The 15,916-nt window shown below is 66.3% G+C and carries 14 protein-coding genes; 8 read left to right on the top strand and 6 right to left on the bottom strand.

Translation table 11 applies throughout. From position 1 onward, the window contains the following. Positions 1-76: 76 nt before the first annotated feature. Positions 77-964 carry a 4,5-DOPA dioxygenase extradiol gene (ygiD, locus tag WH303_RS10690; RefSeq protein ID WP_339518388.1) on the top strand — a complete coding sequence of 296 codons (888 nt, stop codon included), beginning with the start codon at positions 77-79 and terminating at the stop codon, positions 962-964. Here the strand turns inward: ygiD and pdxR are convergent, their stop codons facing one another. Next, the gene (gene pdxR / locus WH303_RS10685; protein ID WP_339518386.1) at positions 965-2,443 is read right to left on the bottom strand and encodes a MocR-like pyridoxine biosynthesis transcription factor PdxR; all 1,479 of its coding nucleotides are present in this window, start codon (positions 2,441-2,443) and stop codon (positions 965-967) included. Between the two features lie 126 nt (positions 2,444-2,569). Here pdxR and WH303_RS10680 point away from each other — a divergent pair, with 126 nt between their 5' ends. Next, positions 2,570-3,463, top strand: a complete 894-nt coding sequence (locus WH303_RS10680) for a dihydrodipicolinate synthase family protein (RefSeq protein ID WP_339518385.1) — start codon at positions 2,570-2,572, stop codon at positions 3,461-3,463. Positions 3,464-3,476: 13 nt separating this feature from the next. On the opposite strand, the gene WH303_RS10675 is transcribed toward WH303_RS10680, so the two are convergent. After that, entirely contained in the window at positions 3,477-4,445 is a 969-nt protein-coding gene (locus WH303_RS10675; RefSeq protein ID WP_445228276.1) for a LysR family transcriptional regulator, read from the bottom strand. Positions 4,446-4,717: 272 nt separating this feature from the next. Here WH303_RS10675 and WH303_RS10670 point away from each other — a divergent pair, with 272 nt between their 5' ends. The 4 genes from WH303_RS10670 to aldA are packed head-to-tail and all read left to right on the top strand — an operon-like array spanning position 4,718 to position 9,518. Then, entirely contained in the window at positions 4,718-6,016 is a 1,299-nt protein-coding gene (locus tag WH303_RS10670; RefSeq protein ID WP_339518383.1) for an MFS transporter, read from the top strand. A gap of 24 nt (positions 6,017-6,040) precedes the next feature. Continuing rightward, positions 6,041-7,228 carry an L-rhamnonate dehydratase gene (gene rhmD / locus WH303_RS10665; protein ID WP_312416280.1) on the top strand — a complete coding sequence of 396 codons (1,188 nt, stop codon included), beginning with the start codon at positions 6,041-6,043 and terminating at the stop codon, positions 7,226-7,228. 46 nt (positions 7,229-7,274) lie between these two features. After that, complete coding sequence (locus WH303_RS10660; RefSeq protein ID WP_339518378.1) at positions 7,275-8,075, top strand: HpcH/HpaI aldolase family protein; 801 nt, start codon at positions 7,275-7,277, stop codon at positions 8,073-8,075. A gap of 9 nt (positions 8,076-8,084) precedes the next feature. Next, the gene (gene aldA, locus WH303_RS10655; RefSeq protein ID WP_339518377.1) at positions 8,085-9,518 is read left to right on the top strand and encodes an aldehyde dehydrogenase; all 1,434 of its coding nucleotides are present in this window, start codon (positions 8,085-8,087) and stop codon (positions 9,516-9,518) included. Positions 9,519-9,629: 111 nt separating this feature from the next. Here aldA and WH303_RS10650 read toward each other — a convergent pair whose 3' ends face one another. After that, a complete protein-coding gene (locus WH303_RS10650) occupies positions 9,630-10,217 on the bottom strand; it encodes a TetR/AcrR family transcriptional regulator (protein ID WP_339518376.1) in 588 nt (195 codons plus the stop codon). An 88-nt stretch (positions 10,218-10,305) separates the two neighbouring features. Between WH303_RS10650 and WH303_RS10645 the strand changes: the two genes are divergently transcribed. Then, positions 10,306-11,589 carry an MFS transporter gene (locus WH303_RS10645; RefSeq protein WP_339518374.1) on the top strand — a complete coding sequence of 428 codons (1,284 nt, stop codon included), beginning with the start codon at positions 10,306-10,308 and terminating at the stop codon, positions 11,587-11,589. A 25-nt stretch (positions 11,590-11,614) separates the two neighbouring features. Here WH303_RS10645 and WH303_RS10640 read toward each other — a convergent pair whose 3' ends face one another. From WH303_RS10640 to WH303_RS10630, 3 genes are read right to left on the bottom strand one after another with little or no spacing between them, the layout of a single operon-like run. After that, complete coding sequence (locus WH303_RS10640) at positions 11,615-12,628, bottom strand: Bug family tripartite tricarboxylate transporter substrate binding protein (protein WP_339518372.1); 1,014 nt, start codon at positions 12,626-12,628, stop codon at positions 11,615-11,617. Then, the gene (locus WH303_RS10635; protein ID WP_339518370.1) at positions 12,625-13,641 is read right to left on the bottom strand and encodes an NADPH:quinone oxidoreductase family protein; all 1,017 of its coding nucleotides are present in this window, start codon (positions 13,639-13,641) and stop codon (positions 12,625-12,627) included. The genes WH303_RS10640 and WH303_RS10635 overlap by 4 nt, the downstream gene beginning before the upstream one ends. A gap of 14 nt (positions 13,642-13,655) precedes the next feature. Continuing rightward, positions 13,656-14,840 (bottom strand): CaiB/BaiF CoA transferase family protein, encoded by a 1,185-nt coding sequence (locus WH303_RS10630; RefSeq protein ID WP_339518369.1) that lies wholly within the window; start codon positions 14,838-14,840, stop codon positions 13,656-13,658. A gap of 151 nt (positions 14,841-14,991) precedes the next feature. On the opposite strand from WH303_RS10630, the gene WH303_RS10625 reads away from it, so the two are divergent. Continuing rightward, positions 14,992-15,915 (top strand): LysR family transcriptional regulator, encoded by a 924-nt coding sequence (locus WH303_RS10625; protein ID WP_021025196.1) that lies wholly within the window; start codon positions 14,992-14,994, stop codon positions 15,913-15,915. The last annotated feature ends 1 nt before the right edge of the window (position 15,916 follow it).

The following is a 15,916-nucleotide window of genomic DNA, read 5'->3' as shown; positions in this document are numbered from 1 at the left end:
TCTTTGGGGGCTGCGGCGGAACTTGTGCCCCTCGGCCGCCTCAGACAGCGGCCCTTTGTTTTTTGCTCCACGCCCCATGTTGTCACGTCGCTCCCTGGTCCTGTCCGGCAGTCTGTCTGCGGTGATGGCCGCTCTTTTGCCGATGGGCCACGCCCTGGCCCGCAGCCCGCAGCCGCCGCGCAAAATGCCGGTGCTGTTCATCGGCCATGGCAGCCCGATGAATGCCATCAGCGTCAACCCCTTTACCCAGCATCTGCAACGCTGGGGTGCCAGCCTGCCCCGGCCCACCGCCATCCTGGTGGTGTCGGCCCATTGGCTCACGCGCGGCAGCACCGGCGTGACGGTCAACGACAAGCCCGCCACCATCCATGATTTCTCCGGCTTTCCGGCCGAGCTGCATGCAATGCAGTACCCGGCCGCAGGCCACCCGGCGCTTGCTGCCAAGGCGGCCGCGCTGGTGCGCAGTGGCCAGGCGCAGCTGACGGACCAGTGGGGGCTGGACCATGGCACCTGGACCGTCTTGCACCACCTCTACCCCCAGGTCGATGTGCCGGTGTTCCAGGTCTCGATCGACTACAACCAGCCTGCCCCTTACCACTATGCAGTGGGCAAGGAACTGGCCGCCTTGCGCGAGCAGGGCGTGCTGGTCATTGGCAGCGGCAATATCGTGCACAACCTGCGCGCCACCGTGCGCGGCGCACCCGAAGGGCTGATGGCCGCCCGCGACTGGGCGCAGCAGTTTGATGAAGCAGCCAAGCAGGCCTTGCTGGCGGGCAACCACGAGGCCCTGGTGGCCTACCAGCAGCTGCATGCCTCGGCCAGGATGGCCGTGCCCACACCTGACCACTACTGGCCTTTGCTCTACGCCCTGGGCGCTGCCCACGGCAGTGGCCCGGCGCGCCAGGTGTTTGAGGGCTTTCAGTCGGGCACCATCAGCATGCGCTGCCTGCAGTGGGATGCCTGATCAGCGCAGGCTCCTGAGCGCCTGGGCAAGCTGCTGCACGCCCCGCTCAATCTCGGACAGATCCAGCAAGGCATAACCCATCACCACGCCGGCTTCCGCATGCCTGGCCTGCTCCAGGTACAGCGGGCTGATCGGGTAGACGCGCACGCCGCGCTGCGCCGCCGCCTGCACCAGCTGCGCCTCGCAGCTGGCGGGAAGCGCCGGAAACCACACGGCCAGATGCAGGCCGCTGGCCGCACCCTGGATGCGCACTTGCGTGCCCAGATGCTGCTCCAGCGCCTGCAGCAAGGCCTGCTGGCGCGCCTGCTGTTTGCGCCGCATGCGCCGCACATGGCGGGCATAGCTGCCGTCGTCGATCAGCTGGGCCAGCGCGCGCTGGGGGCCGGTGGCACTGTGGCGGTCGGTCAGCAGCTTGGCCTGGGCAAACAGGCTGGCGAGCGCCGGGGGCAGCACCATATAGCCCAGGCGCAGCTGGGGCGACAAGGTCTTGGAGAAGGTGCCTACATGGATCACGCAGTCCGCGCTGTCGAGCGACCACAGGCTGGGCTCGGGCCGAACGGTGTAGCGGTAGTCGCTGTCGTAGTCGTCCTCGATCAGCCAGCAGCGCTGCGCACGCGCCCAATCGAGCAGGGCATGGCGGCGGGCAATCGGCAAAAAGCCGCCCAGCGGAAACTGGTGGCCGGGCGTGACATAGGCCAGCTTTGCGGATGCCTCTGCGGTCAGCGTCGCCAGCTGCGAGGTCTGCAGGCCATCGTCATCCACCTCGGCGCAGACCAGCTGCGCGCCATAGGCCGCAAACACCTGGTGCGCCATGCGGTAGCCGGGGTTCTCGACGACGACCGGGTCGCCCGGGTTGAGCAGCAGCCGGGCGCAGAGATCAAGCGCATGCTGCGAGCCGTTGACGACCAGGATCTGCTCCGTGCTGCAGCGTATGTCCCGGGTCTGGAGCAGGTGCTTTTGCAGCGCCTGGCGCAGCTCGGGCGCGCCCAAGGCAGACGCATATTCCAGGCGCTGGCTGCGCTGGCCTTCGGCCCGGCGCAAGGCCTTGAGCCAGTGCAGGGTCGGGAAATCGCTGCCCGCCAGCGGCCCGTAGACAAAGTCGATCATCCCGGCCGGATCGGGCGCAGGCGGGCGCAGCGGCATGGCCTGCAGGCGCTGGGCAAAGGCGGACAGGCGATCGTTGTCGGGCAGCTGGCGCCGGGGCTCGGAGGCAGCTGCCGCCTGGCCCTGGGCGCGGATGCGGTCAGCAGCCCCTGCGGCCACGCGCGTGGCCGCCCCGGGCCGGGTATCGACAAAGCCGTCCGAGGCCAGTTGCTCATAGACCAGGCTCACCGTGCCGCGCGACAGGCCCCGCTCAGCGGCCAGCGCCCGAGTCGAGGGCAGGGCGGTGCCGGCCGCGTAGCTGCCGTCACCGATGCGCGCGCGGAGGTCGCGGTACAGGCTGCGGCTGCCGGGACGGGTGGACGGGTGGGCTGGCATGGCGGGCAACTGGACCAGTGATTTTGTTGAAAACTGGCTATTTTTAACCAGAAGCGGCAGCCGCACAATCCGGGCTTGGCCGCAACCCAGCCCGGGCGCGGCAGCAGTTTTGACAGGGAAAGAAGAATGTTCAAAGGTTTGAGTGCGTTTCCGCTGACCCCGATGGATGAGAGCGGCATCGATATGCCGGCATTTGCGCAGCTGGTGCAGCGCCTGGTGGCGGCCGGTGTCGATTCCATCGGCGCGCTGGGCTCTACCGGCAGCTATGCCTATCTCTCGCGCGCCGAGCGGGCCCAGGTGGCGGCGCTGGCGGTGGAGCAGGCCCAGGGCGTGCCCGTGGTCGTGGGCATTGGCGCGCTGCGCAGCCGCGATGTGCTGGACCTGGCCGATGACGCCCAAAAGGCTGGCGCCAGCGGCCTGTTGCTGGCACCGGTCTCGTACCAAAAACTGTCCGATGACGAGGTCTATGGCCTCTACCAGGCCGTCTCGCGTGCGGTGTCGGTGCCCATCGTCGTGTACGACAACCCCGGCACCACGCGCTTTGAGTTCAGCGATGCGCTGCATGGCCGCATTGCGCAGTTGCCCCATATCGCCTCGATCAAGATCCCCGGTGTGCCGGCCGATGCGGCCGAGGCCAAGGCGCGTGTGCAGCGCCTGCGCGCTGTCGTGCCCGCCCATGTCAGCATCGGCGTCAGTGGCGACGCCTTGGGGGCCAAGGGCATGGTCGCGGGTTGCGATGCCTGGTACTCGGTCATCGGCGGCCTCTGGCCCCAGACCACGTTGGCCATCACCCGTGCTGCACTGGCGGGCCAAGCGGAGCAGGCGTTGGAACTGTCCCACCGCCTCGCGCCGCTGTGGTCCTGGTTCCAGCAAAAGGGCGGCAGCCTGCGCTCGGTCGCCACCGCTGCCGAGCTGATGGGCCTGGCCCGCTCGCCTTGCCTGCCGCTGCCGTTGCACACCTTGCAGGGGGCGGATCGCGCGGCATTTGCAGCGCTGTTGCAAACGCTGGACCTGGCCTGAGCTCCAGCAGCGTTCAAGCCGCTAGGCGCATGGCCTGCGCGCGCAGCAGATCCATAAAGTTCTGCTGCTCCTGCGAGGCCTCCTGGTCCTTGCGCGTCAGCATGCCAAACGGGGCCATCGGCACATCGATCTGCACCGGCAAGGTCTTGACCAGGCCCATGCGCAGATAGTCCTTCAAGGCCGAATCCGACAGCAGCATCACCGCGTCCGTCAACTGCACCAGTTGCTGCATCGAGTAGACGGAGCTGCACTCGGTGATATCGGCCGGCACCGGCAGCTCCAGGCTTTGCAGCAGCTGGTCCAGCGCGATGCGTGCCGGCGTGCTGGCCGGCTGCAAGATCCAGGGCCAGTCACGCACCAATTCCTCCCAACTCAGCTTGCGGCGCCGCGCCAGAACATGGCCGCTGCGCACCACCACCAGCAGGCGCTCATTGCCCAGCGCTTCAAAGTCATAGGCCTCGCTGTCGCCAGCAATGCGGCGGCGCGCAATGGCCAGGTCAATGCGGCGCTGGTCCAGCAGGCGCAGCACCTGGTCGCTGGTGTCGCCCATGATGCGCAAGCGCAGCTGCGGGCTCTGCGCTTTCATCTGGGCCACGGCCGTCATCACCAGGTCGGGCGCTGCGCCCATGATGGTGCCGATCGCCAGGTAGCCATAACCGCCTTGGCGGCGCACCGCCAGGTCCTCGGCGCAGCGGTCCAGGCTGTTGAGCGAGGCCTCGGCAAAGCGCACCAGCTGCAGGCCCAGCGCGGTGGGGCGCATGCCGCGCGGCAGGCGCTCAAACAGCTGGCAGCCAAACATGTCTTCGATCTCGCGCAGCATGCGCGTGGCAGCCGGTTGCGACATCGCCAGGCTGATCGATGCGCGGTGCAGATTCAGGCTCGACCCCAGCGCCACCAGCATGTGCAGATGCTTGTAGCGCAGGCGGTTGAGCAGGCTGCGCTGCAGCGGTGGTGCGGCCGATAAAGCGGGTTTTGCTGGCATAAATAAAAGGTATCGGATATGACTGAAATTTGATTTGTTAGGCATCAATCATGCGCGTACATTCAGCTCCACACAAGAACGAATGACCTTTTAGGAGACAAACATGAACGCCATCGCGCACACTTTTTTCAGACCTCCCGCCTCACGACGGCGCTAGCGCAAGCCGCGCCCCATCGGTGCTGGCTTGCCAGCGCCGCCTTCTCCTTTCTCGCTCCCGCAGCGCCCGCCATTTGGCAGGCGCGCAGGCCGCGCATTGTCTTTAAGGATTTGTCGTGAAAAAACTCCCCGCTCCCTTGCTCGCCAAGATCTCCTGGCGCCTGCTGCCCTTCTTGCTGCTGATGTACATCATGGCCTTTCTGGACCGGGCCAATGTGGGCTTTGCCAAGGTGGCCTTCCAGGCCGATACCGGCATCAGTGACGCCGCCTTTGCGTTTGGCGCCGGTGTGTTCTTTGTCGGTTATGCACTCCTGGAAGTGCCCAGCAATCTGATCATGCACCGCATCGGCGCGCGCATCTGGATGTGCCGCATCATGGTCACCTGGGGCCTTGTGTCGGCCGCGATGATGTTTGCCCATAACGAGACCACCTTCTATGTGCTGCGCTTCCTGCTGGGCGTGGCCGAGGCGGGCTTCTTCCCCGGCGTCATCCTGTACCTCACCTACTGGTTCCCAGCCGCGCACCGGGCGCAGGCCATGGGCTTTTTCTACTTCGGCGCGCCGCTGGCCTTTATCTTTGGCAGCCCCTTGTCGGGCCTGCTGCTGGAGCTCGATGGCATGGGCGGCTGGCATGGCTGGCAGTGGCTGTTTGCGGTCGAAGGCCTGATGGCTGTGGCCGTCGGTATCTGGTCGTATTTCTACCTCACCAACCGCCCGGCTGATGCCCAGTGGCTGAGCGCCGACGAGCGCCGCCAGGTGCAGGACATCATCGACAGCGAAGAGCGCGCCAAGGGCGGCCACCAGCACAGCCTGCTCGCTGCCATGTGCCAGCCGCGCGTGCTGTACCTGGCCCTCGTTTATCTGCTGATCCAGGCCAGCGTCTACGGCGTGGTGTTCTACCTGCCCAGCCAGGTGGCGGGCCTCTTGGGCACCAAGGTGGGTCTGCAAGTCGGCCTGGTCTCGGCCATCCCCTGGCTCTGCGCACTGCTGGCGGCCTGGTGGGTGCCCGGCTTTGCCCAGCGCAGCCAAAAGCCCCGCAGCGTGGCCAGCGCAACCCTGGTCGTCGCAGCCATCGGCATGGCCGCATCGGTGAGCTTTTCCAGCCCGCTGCTGGGCGTCGCAGCCCTGTGCTTTGCGGCGGCAGGTTTTATCGCGGTGCAGCCGGTGTTCTGGACCTTTCCTGCCAACACGCTGGCTGGTGCCGCTGCTGCGGGTGGCATTGCGCTGATCAATTCGCTGGGCGCCGTGGGCGGCTTTGTCGCCCCCATCGTCAAGAACTGGGCCGAAGGCCATTTCCACTCACCCGCCGCAGGCCTGTACCTGCTGGCAGGCACAACGGTACTGGCAGCGCTGCTGGTGCTGGGCATCCGGGCCCGCATGGCGCCCGCTGCGCTGCAGCCCCAGACCGCTGCCTAAATTGCATAAGGAGCAAACACCACCATGAGCCAGATCCCCACCATCAAGCAAGTGCGCGCCTATACCCTCAAAGGGGGCGGTGCCGACTACCACGACCAGGCCGATGGCCACTGGATCGACGACCACATCGCCACGCCCATGGCCAAGTACCCCGAGTACCGCCAGAGCCGCCGCAGCTTTGGCATCAATGTGCTGGGCACCCTGGTGGTCGAGATCGAGGACAGCGCAGGCAATGTCGGCTTTGCCGTCACCACTGGCGGCGAGCCGGCCGCCTATATCGTCGAGAAGCACCTGGCGCGTTTTCTGGAAGGCGCCAAGGTCACCGACATCGAACGCATCTGGGACCAGATGTACTGGTCCACCCTGTACTACGGCCGCAAGGGCATCGTGATCAACACCATCTCCGGGGTAGACCTGGCGCTCTGGGATTTGCTGGGCAAGGTGCGCGGCGAGCCGGTGCACCAGCTGCTGGGCGGCGCGGTGCGCGATGAGCTGCAGTTCTACGCCACCGGCGCGCGCCCCGATCTGGCGCAGAAGATGGGCTTTATCGGCGGCAAGATGCCCCTGCACCATGGCCCGGCCGAAGGCGAAGAAGGCCTGCGCCGCAACCTGGAGGAGCTGGCCACGATGCGCGAGCGCGTGGGGCCGGACTTTTGGCTGATGCTGGACTGCTGGATGAGCCTGGACCTCAACTACGCCACGCGCCTGGCCCAGGGTGCGAAGGAGTATGGCCTCAAGTGGATCGAAGAGGCACTGCCGCCCGATGACTACTGGGGCTATGCGGCCCTCAAGAAGAACGTGCCTACCGGCATGCTGGTGACCACCGGCGAGCATGAGGCCACGCGCTGGGGCTTTCGCCAGCTGCTGGAGATGGGTTGCTGCGACATCATCCAGCCCGATGTCGGCTGGTGCGGTGGCATCACCGAGCTCTTGAAGATATCGGCGCTGGCCGATGCCCACCAGGCGCTGGTGATTCCGCATGGCTCCAGCGTCTACAGCTACCACTTTGTGGCCACGCGCCACAACAGTCCCTTTGCCGAGTTCCTGATGATGGCGCCCAAGGCCGACGAGGTCGTGCCGATGTTCCATCCGCAGCTGCTGGGCGAGCCGGTGCCGGTGCAAGGCCGCATGCGCCTGTCGGCGCTGGACAAGCCCGGTTTTGGCGTGGAGCTGAACCCGGCTTGCGAACTGCACCGCCCCTACACCCATTGATAACCATTGCTGGGCCCGCGCTGACGGCCCACCCAGGAGACAGTTTATGGATTTGCCATTGAACCCTTTCAAGGCCGCGCTGCGCCGCAGCGAGCCGCTCTACGGTATCTGGGCCGGTTTTGCCACGCCCTATGCGGCCGAGATCATCGCCACTACCGGCTACGACTGGATGCTGGTGGATGGCGAGCATGCGCCCAATACCGTGCCGACGCTGCTGGCGCAGCTGCAGGCGGCGGCGCCCTATGCCACGCACCCGGTGGTGCGGGCGGTGCATGGCGATGCGGTGCTGATCAAGCAGTTGCTGGACGCTGGCGTGCAGACCCTGATGGTGCCGATGGTCGAGACGGCCGAGCAGGCCCGCGCGCTGGTGCAGGCCATGCGCTACCCGCCGCATGGCATCCGGGGTGTGGGCGGGGGCCTCACCCGCGCCACGCGCTGGGATGCGGTGCCCGACTACATCCGCACTGCGCATGAGCAGCTCTGCCTCATCGTGCAGATCGAGTCGCGCCTGGGCGTGGAGAACGCTGCCGAAATTGCGAGTGTCGACGGTGTCGATGCCGTCTTTATCGGCCCGGCAGACCTGTCCACCGGCATGGGCCATGCGGGGGATGCCAGCCAGCCCGAGGTGCAGGACTGCATACGCCGCACCATCGAGACCACCTTGGCCCATGGCAAGGCCTGCGGCATTCTGGCGCCGCGCGAGGAAGATGCGCGCCGCTACACCGACTGGGGCTGCCGCTTTGTGGCCGTCGCCATCGATATCAGCCTGATGCGCCAGGCCGCTGTGGCCAACCTGGCGCGCTACCGCGCGCCCACCCAGCCCGCCATTGTCTCTACCACCTACTGAGGACGACCCATGCCCACAACCCCTGTTTTGCGCAACTACATTGCTGGCGCTTTCACGGACAGCGCCGAGCTGCACGAGGTGCGCAACCCCGCCACGGGCGCGCTGCTGGCGCAGTCGCCGCTGTCAGCCCAAGCCGAGGTGGACCGCGCCATTGCAGCGGCACGCGGCGCGCAAAAAGCCTGGGGCCGCCGCCCGGCGATCGAGCGCGCGCAGTTCCTGCGCCGCATTGCCGCCCGCCTGCGCGAGAACGTCGCGCGCATCGCGCGCACCATCACCGAGGAGCAAGGCAAGGTGCTGGGCCTGGCCGAGGTGGAGGTGAACTTCACGGCCGACTACCTGGACTACATGGCCGAATGGGCGCGCCGCATCGAGGGCGAAGTTATCAGCAGCGACCGGGCCAACGAGCAGATCTTTCTGCTGCGCAAGCCGATGGGTGTGGTCGCTGGCATCCTGCCCTGGAACTTCCCTTTCTTCCTGATCGCGCGCAAGATGGCGCCGGCGCTGCTGACGGGCAACACCATCGTCATCAAGCCCAGCGAAGAGACCCCCATCAACTGCCATGCCTTTACCGAGCTGCTGGCCCAGTGCGAGCTGCCCGCTGGCGTGTTCAATGTGGTCTATGGCCAGGGCGGCACCGGTGGTGCACTGTCGGCCCATGCCGGGGTGGACATGATCAGCTTTACCGGCAGCGTGGGCACCGGCGAGCGCATTGCTGCCGCTGCTGCGCCGCACATCACCAAGCTCAACCTGGAGCTGGGTGGCAAGGCGCCCGCCATTGTGCTGGCCGACGCCGACCTGGACCTGGCCGTCAAGGCCATCCGCGATTCGCGCATCATCAACACCGGCCAGGTCTGCAACTGTGCCGAGCGCGTCTATGTGCAGCGCCAGGTGGCCGATGAGTTCACTGCACGCATCGCCCAGGCGATGGCCGCCACCCGCTATGGCGACCCGATCGCGCAGACCGATGTGGAGATGGGCCCGCTGATCAACCAGAAGGGCCTGGACAGTGTCGATGCGAAGGTGCGCCGTGCGCTGGCCGATGGTGCGCAGCTGGTCACTGGCGGCCAGGTGGCCGATCTGGGTGCCGGCTTTCACTACCAGCCCACCGTGCTGGCAGGCTGCCGCGCCGACATGGAGATCATGCGCAAGGAAATCTTTGGCCCGGTGCTGCCGATCCAGGTAGTCGAGGACCTGGATGAGGCGATTGCGCTGGCCAACGACTGCGAATATGGCCTCACGTCCTCGCTCTACACCCGCGACCTGTCCAAGGCCATGCAGGCCATGCGCGAGATCGACTTTGGCGAGACCTACATCAACCGCGAGAACTTCGAGGCGATGCAAGGCTTCCATGCCGGCGTGCGCAAGTCGGGCGTGGGCGGCGCCGATGGCAAGCATGGGCTCTACGAGTACACCCATAGCCATGTGGTGTACCTGCAGTCCTGATGGGGCTCTGCCGCTGAGGTGATGCAGCCTCCGCGATCTGCCGTAAAAGAAGGCCGCCAACCCAGGTTACCCGGGTTGGCGGCCTTTTGTTGTGGGCGTTGCGGCGATCAATCAGCGCTTGGCGCTCAGCCCTTCGACCACCGCGCGCACCTGCTGCAGTACCTCATCGGCCAGCGCGGGATCGGCCTTGACGACGCCGCGCGAGATGGCCATGGCGCCCACCAGTGCGGCCACCAGCGTGCTGGCCAGCGCCTGGCGCTGCTGCGGGTCGGTGCTGGCCGGCAAGGCGGCCTCGATGCCGGCGCGCAGCTCGGTAAAGCCGTCGCTGAAGCTGCGGCTGACGGCCTCGCTCTGGCGGCCGGCATCGCAGGCGGTGGAGACCAGCGGGCAGCCCCGCGTCATGTCATCGCGCACCTGGGGGTTCAGGTAATTGTCCAGGTAGGTGGCCATCGCGTGGTCGCTTCGCTCGCTGGCTTGCTTGACCCGGCCAAAGCCTTGCTCAAAACCATGTGCCAGTGCTTGGGCTGCCAGGTCTTGCTTGTCGCTGAAATGCTTGTACAGCGCGCCCTGCGTCAGGCCCGCCTGCTGGCAGATATCGGCCACGCCGGTGCCGTCGATGCCGCGTTCCTTGAACAGGGCAGTGGCGGCATCGAGCAGTGCCTGGCGGTTCTGTTGCGCTTGTTCCTTGGTGACTTTCATCGCAAATACCCTGCTTGAAGCTGTGCTTGACAGTTTTTGATTGTGATCGCTATCATTGTAACTCCTCCGTCGATAACCTCCAAATAACATGCTCGCTTCCCGACTCGCCGTGCTGCTCCAGCGCCATGGCATCCATTACGCCTGGGTGATTGCCGCCATCACCTTTTTGGCCATGCTGGTCACCTCGGCGGCCCTGGGCCTGCCGGGGGTGCTGATGCAGCCGCTGGCCGTCGAGTTTGGCTGGAGTGTGCGTGATCTGTCCTCGGTGTTTGCGACCCGCTTTGCGCTGTATGGCCTGCTGGGGCCCTTTGCTGCCGTCATTTTGCTGCGCTATGGCGTATCGCGCGTGGTGGCGCTGGCCGCAGCGGTGATTGCCAGTGCCTTGCTGCTGGGCCTCATCATGCGCAACCTGGGCCAGGCCTTTGTGCTCTGGGGCATTGTGCTGGGCATGGGCACGGGCCTCACCGCGATGGTGCTGGGCGCGACAGTAGCCAACCGCTGGTTTGTGCAGCGCAAGGGCCTGGTCATGGGGTTGCTGGCCGGCAGCAGTGCCACCGGCCAGCTGCTGTTTTTGCCTGCCGCTGCCTGGCTGATTGCGCAGTACGGCTGGCGCTGGGCGCTGCTGCCAGTCGTCGCGGCCTCGGCCATCGTGCTGGTGCTGGTGCTGCTGTTCATGCGCGACAGCCCGGCGCAGATGCAACTGAGCGCCTATGGCGCGGACCCCGCTGCCGCGCCCGCCGCCCCTGCGCTCCGCGCCAGCTGGAGCCTGCCGTTCAGCACCTTGGCTGCGGCATCCAAAGTGCCGGCGTTCTGGATTCTGGCGGGCACCTTCTTTATCTGCGGGCTCAGCACCAATGGGCTGATCCAGACCCACTTTGTCTCGCTCTGCGGTGACTATGGCCTGGGGCCCGTGCCAGCGGCCTCGGTGCTGGCGATGATGGGCATTTTTGACCTGGTGGGCACGACCTTGTCGGGCTATCTGTCGGACCGCTATGACAGCCGCAAGCTGCTGTTCTGGTACTACGGGCTGCGCGGTCTGTCGCTGTTCTGGCTGCCGTACTCCGAGTTCACGATCGCCGGCCTGTCGCTGTTTGCGGTGTTCTATGGCCTGGACTGGATTGCGACGGTGCCGCCCACCGTCAAGCTGGTGGCCAGCGAGTTTGGCCCCGAGCGCGCAGCCCTGGTGTTTGGCTGGGTGTTTGCCGCCCACCAGCTGGGCGCGGCTGTCGCTGCCTACGGTGCAGGTCTGGCACGCTCGGTGCTCTCGTCGTACTCGCCCGCATTGTTTGTCGCAGGCGCCGCCTGCCTGGTGGCGGCAGCGGCGGTGCTGTGGGTGCGCAAGCCGGTGGTGGTCATGCGCGCTGTGGGCTGACCGGTCCAGCGCCGGGCGCCTTGGCTCAATCGGCCCTTGCACCCGAGCGTTTCACAATCTCGGCCCATTTCTTTTCCTCGCTGCGCATATAGGCCAAAAACTCCTGCGGGCTTGATCCGACTGGCTCGGCGCCCATGCGCTGGTACTGCGCGGCCACCTCGGGCTTGCGCAAGGCCTGCTGCGCCGCTTGGGCCAGTTTGCCCACGATCTCGGGCGGCGTGTTCTTCGGGGCCCAGAGGCCATACCAGGTGCTGGTGGCGTAGTCGGCAATGCCCGATTCCTGCATGGTCGGGATCTGCGGCAGCGAGCTCGAGCGCTTGGCGGTGGTGACGGCCAGCGCCTTGAGCTTGCCCGAGGTGATAAAGGGCATGGCCGAGGGCATGGAGTCGAACATCAGCTGGATCTGGCCGCCCATCAAATCGGTGAGCGCCGGTGAGCTGCCCTTGTAGGGCACATGCTGCATCGCGATGCCGGTCTTGAGCTTGAACAGCTCGCCCGACAGGTGCTGCGACGAGGCATTGCCGGCCGAGCCAAAATTGATGCTGGCCTTGCTCTTTTTCAGGTAGGCCACCAGCTCCTGCACGTTCGACACCGGCAGCTCGCTGTTGACCACCAGCACCAGCGGCACATCGACGATCTGCGTGATCGGCGCAAAGTCGTTGAACGAGTCATACGGCACCTTGTCGTAGACCGAGGGGTTGATCACCTGCAGCGAGGCATTGGCCAGCAAGGTGTAGCCATCGGGCTGGGCCTTGGCGACCTGGGCCGCGCCCACCATGCCGCTGGCGCCGGGCTTGTTGTCGATGAAGATGGTCTGCTTGAGGCTCTCGCCCATCGAGATGGCGACGAGGCGCCCGACCAGGTCGGTGGGCCCGCCGGGCGGGTAGGGGATCACCAGCTTGATGGTGGAGGCCGGGTAATCGGCCGCCGATGCCGCATGGGCGGCGGGCAAGCCGCTGCCCAACAGGGCCAGCCCTAAGCCGGTCTGCAGCAGCGATTGCAGGGCCTGGCGGCGCTGCGCTGAGTGGCGTTGTGTCATGTCTTGTCTCCTTGTATTTGTAGGGCGACCTTGCCCAGCACCTCGCGGCTGTGCAGCGCGTCCAGCGCCTCGCACAGCTCGCCCATGGCATAGACCCGCGAGATGTCGGGATGGATGGCGTCGCGCTGGGCCATCTCCAGCAGTGCGGCCATCATGGCCTGCATGGCAGCGGCATGGCGCTGGCGCTCGTTGGCGGGCGTCCAGCCGATGTACTGGCCATAGAAAAAGCCGTGGATCGTCAGGTTCTTGACCAGTGCGATATTCATCGGCACCTTGGGGATCGTGCCGCTGGCAAAGCCGATGATGACGATGCGCCCGTTCTGGGCCGTGCAGCGCAGCGCCTGCAGCAGCAGGTCACCGCCCACCGGGTCAAACACCAGGGTTGCGCCTTTGCCCCCCGTCACCGCTTTGACCTGCTCGATCAGGTGCTGCGGATCGACCGCATGCTGCGCGCCATGGCGCAAGGCGGCCTGGCGCTTGTCTTCGCTGCTGGCGCAGGCAATCACCTGCACACCGGGCACCTGGGCCGCCAGCTCCACGGCGGCCGCGCCCACGCCCGAGCCCGCGCCCAGCACCAGCAGGCTGTCGCCCGCCTGCAGCGCAGCGCGCCAGTGCAAGGCGGTGTAGGCCGTGCCGTAGGAGATCGGCAGCGCCAGTGCGCGCAGTGGATCGAGCCCCGCCGGCACCGCATACACGGTGCTGGCATGCACCTTGGCCTGCTGCGAATAGGCGCCCCAGTCGCAGATAAACACGACCTGGTCGCCTACCTTTACATGGCTCACAGCGCTGCCGCATTGCAGCACCTGGCCCACACCTTCGGTGCCGGGCACAAAGGGCAGCGGCGGGGTCTTTTGGTACTTGCCTTCAATCAAAAGGCCGGTGGCATGGCTGACGGTGGCATGGCGCACGTCGATCAGCACCTCGTCATCGGCCAGGGCAGTCGGGGGCTCGGTGGTTTGGACGGCAATCACATCGCGGGGCTGGCCGAAGCTGCGGCAGACAATGGCTTTCATGGGCGCGGCTCCTTTCACAGGCCTACGACCTGGCGGTCCGCCAGCGCGTCGATCTCATCGGGCGCCAGGCCCAGGCTGCGCAGAATCTGCTGGCTGTGCGCACCAATGCGCGGTGCGGGCAATGGTGCATCGGGCTTGGCCGGCCAGGGGGTGGCGGCCATCAGCACTTCGCCAAAATCGGGCTGCTGCACGGTCTTGAAGGTGGCCAGGTGCTGCGCCTGGGGGTGCTGCACCACATCGGCGGCGGTGTGCACTACGGCATGCAGCACGCTGTGCTGGTTGAACAGCGCGCGCAGCTCGGCCAGCGATCGATCTGCCACAGCGCGGGCCAGGTCGGCATGCAGCACCGCCTTGTGCTGCAGCCGCAGCGCATTGCTGGCAAAGCGCGGGTCGCTGTCCCAGCCGGCCAGGTCCAGCGCCTTGCCAATGCGCAGAAACTGCTCGTTGTTCAGCGCCAGAATCGTCAAACGGCCATCGGCCGCATCAAAGATGCCATTGGGCGCGCTGACGGCCGCCTTGACGGTCTGGCCGCCCAGCACCTCTTCCGACAGCGCGGTTGACTGCAGCGCGCAGCAGACATTGAACAGGTTCAGCTCCACATGCTGGCCCTTGCCGGTCTTCATGCGCTGCAGCAGCGCCGCCGTGCAGGCCTGCGCGGCGTAGACGCCGGTGGCAATGTCGGCCAGCAAAAATCCGATGCGCTGCGGCGCGCCCTGCGCATCGCGGTTGCTGTTCATCAGCCCGGTGTCGGCCTGCATCACCGAATCGGTGGCGGGATTGTCGGCAAAGGGGCCGTCCGGGCCATAGCCGCTGATGGATACATAGACGGGCTCCAGCCCCAGCGCCTGGAGCGCGGCAAAGTCCAGGCCCAGGCGTTCGACCACTTGCGGGCGAAAGTTCTGCACCACCACATCGGCATCACGCGCCAGCTGCAGGATCAGCGCCTTGCCCTCGGGGTGCTTGGCATCGACCGCCAGGCTTTGCTTGCCGGCGTTGTAGGTGCTGGACAAGGTGCTGTGGCCATGGCGGGCCACCCCTACATGGCGGCCCCAGTCGCCCTGGGCGGGCTCGATCTTGATGACCTCGGCCCCCTGGTGGGCGAGCAGTTGGGCGCAGTAGGGGCCGGCCACGCCCTGGCTCAAATCCAGGACCTTGAAACCGGCGAGCGGGGTAAACCCCAGTGTTGACTCTGGCGTCACGTATTTGTCTCCATGCTTTGCCCGGGCTATGCGACAGGATGCCGGGCGTTTGTTGTGAGACCCATGGTAGAAACAGGAGGCCGCTTTGGGAACTGCCAAAGCACAGCCATCAGTGGTGATTCAGAATCAACAATCAAAAGGGAAGCCGGCCATGGACCTGAACCTGGTGCGTTTGTTTGTGGCGATTGCCGAGTCGCGCAACCTGAGCGATGCGGCCCAGCGCTCGGGCGTCACGCGCTCGAACGTGTCGCGCCGGCTGGCGCTGCTGGAGCGGCAGTTTGGCGCGCAGCTGCTGCGCCGCACCACGCGGCATATGGAGCTGACCCAGGCCGGCCGCATCCTGCATGGCCAGTGCCTGCAGGCCCTCAATGCGCTGCAAAGCGCCCAGCTGCAGATCGACCAGATCCACCAGACCATCAGTGGCGAGATCCGCGTGCGCATCCCCACCGGGCTGGGGCATTTCCACCTCAAGCCGCTGATCCTGGATTTTTGCCAGGCACACCCCGATCTGCTGCTGCGCCTCGTCATCAACGACCAGATCCATGACCTGGTGGCCTCCAAGGTGGACCTGGCAATCCACATCACCTCGGCGCCGCTGGAAGACCATGTGGCCACCCGCGTCTGCGGCATTGAGTGGGGCCTGTTTGCCACCCCGGCCTATCTGCGGGCCCTGGGCCTGGCGCTGCAAACCCCGCAGGACATCAAGCACGCCCGGCTGCTGGCGCCCCTCAACATCCACCACCGGCTGGAGTTTTGGCGGCACAGCGATGGCCTGCATGAACAGGTGCAGAGCACGCCGTCGATCCAATCGGGCGACTACCAGTTCCTGTTCAATGCCGCGATGGCCGACCTGGGCGTGGTGCTGCTGCCGTATTACGCGGTGCGGGATGCCATCGCCCAAGGCAGCCTGGTGCAGGTGCTGGGGGGCTTTGGCGTCAAAGGCGTGGGCGATGCGCTCTACATCGTGCGTGCACCCAACCGCCAGCCCTCAGCGGCGACCCTGGCGCTGATCGAGCTGCTGGTCTCATCGATCCAGAAGATGGCGCCGGGCTGGCGGCTGGGCACGGCGCTTTGAG

Origin of the sequence: Comamonas sp. MYb69 (assembly GCF_037479315.1) — a bacterium.
Lineage (GTDB): Bacteria > Pseudomonadota > Gammaproteobacteria > Burkholderiales > Burkholderiaceae_C > Comamonas.
Note: the sequence above shows the minus strand (reverse complement) of the source record. Positions and strands in the feature narration are given on the sequence as shown.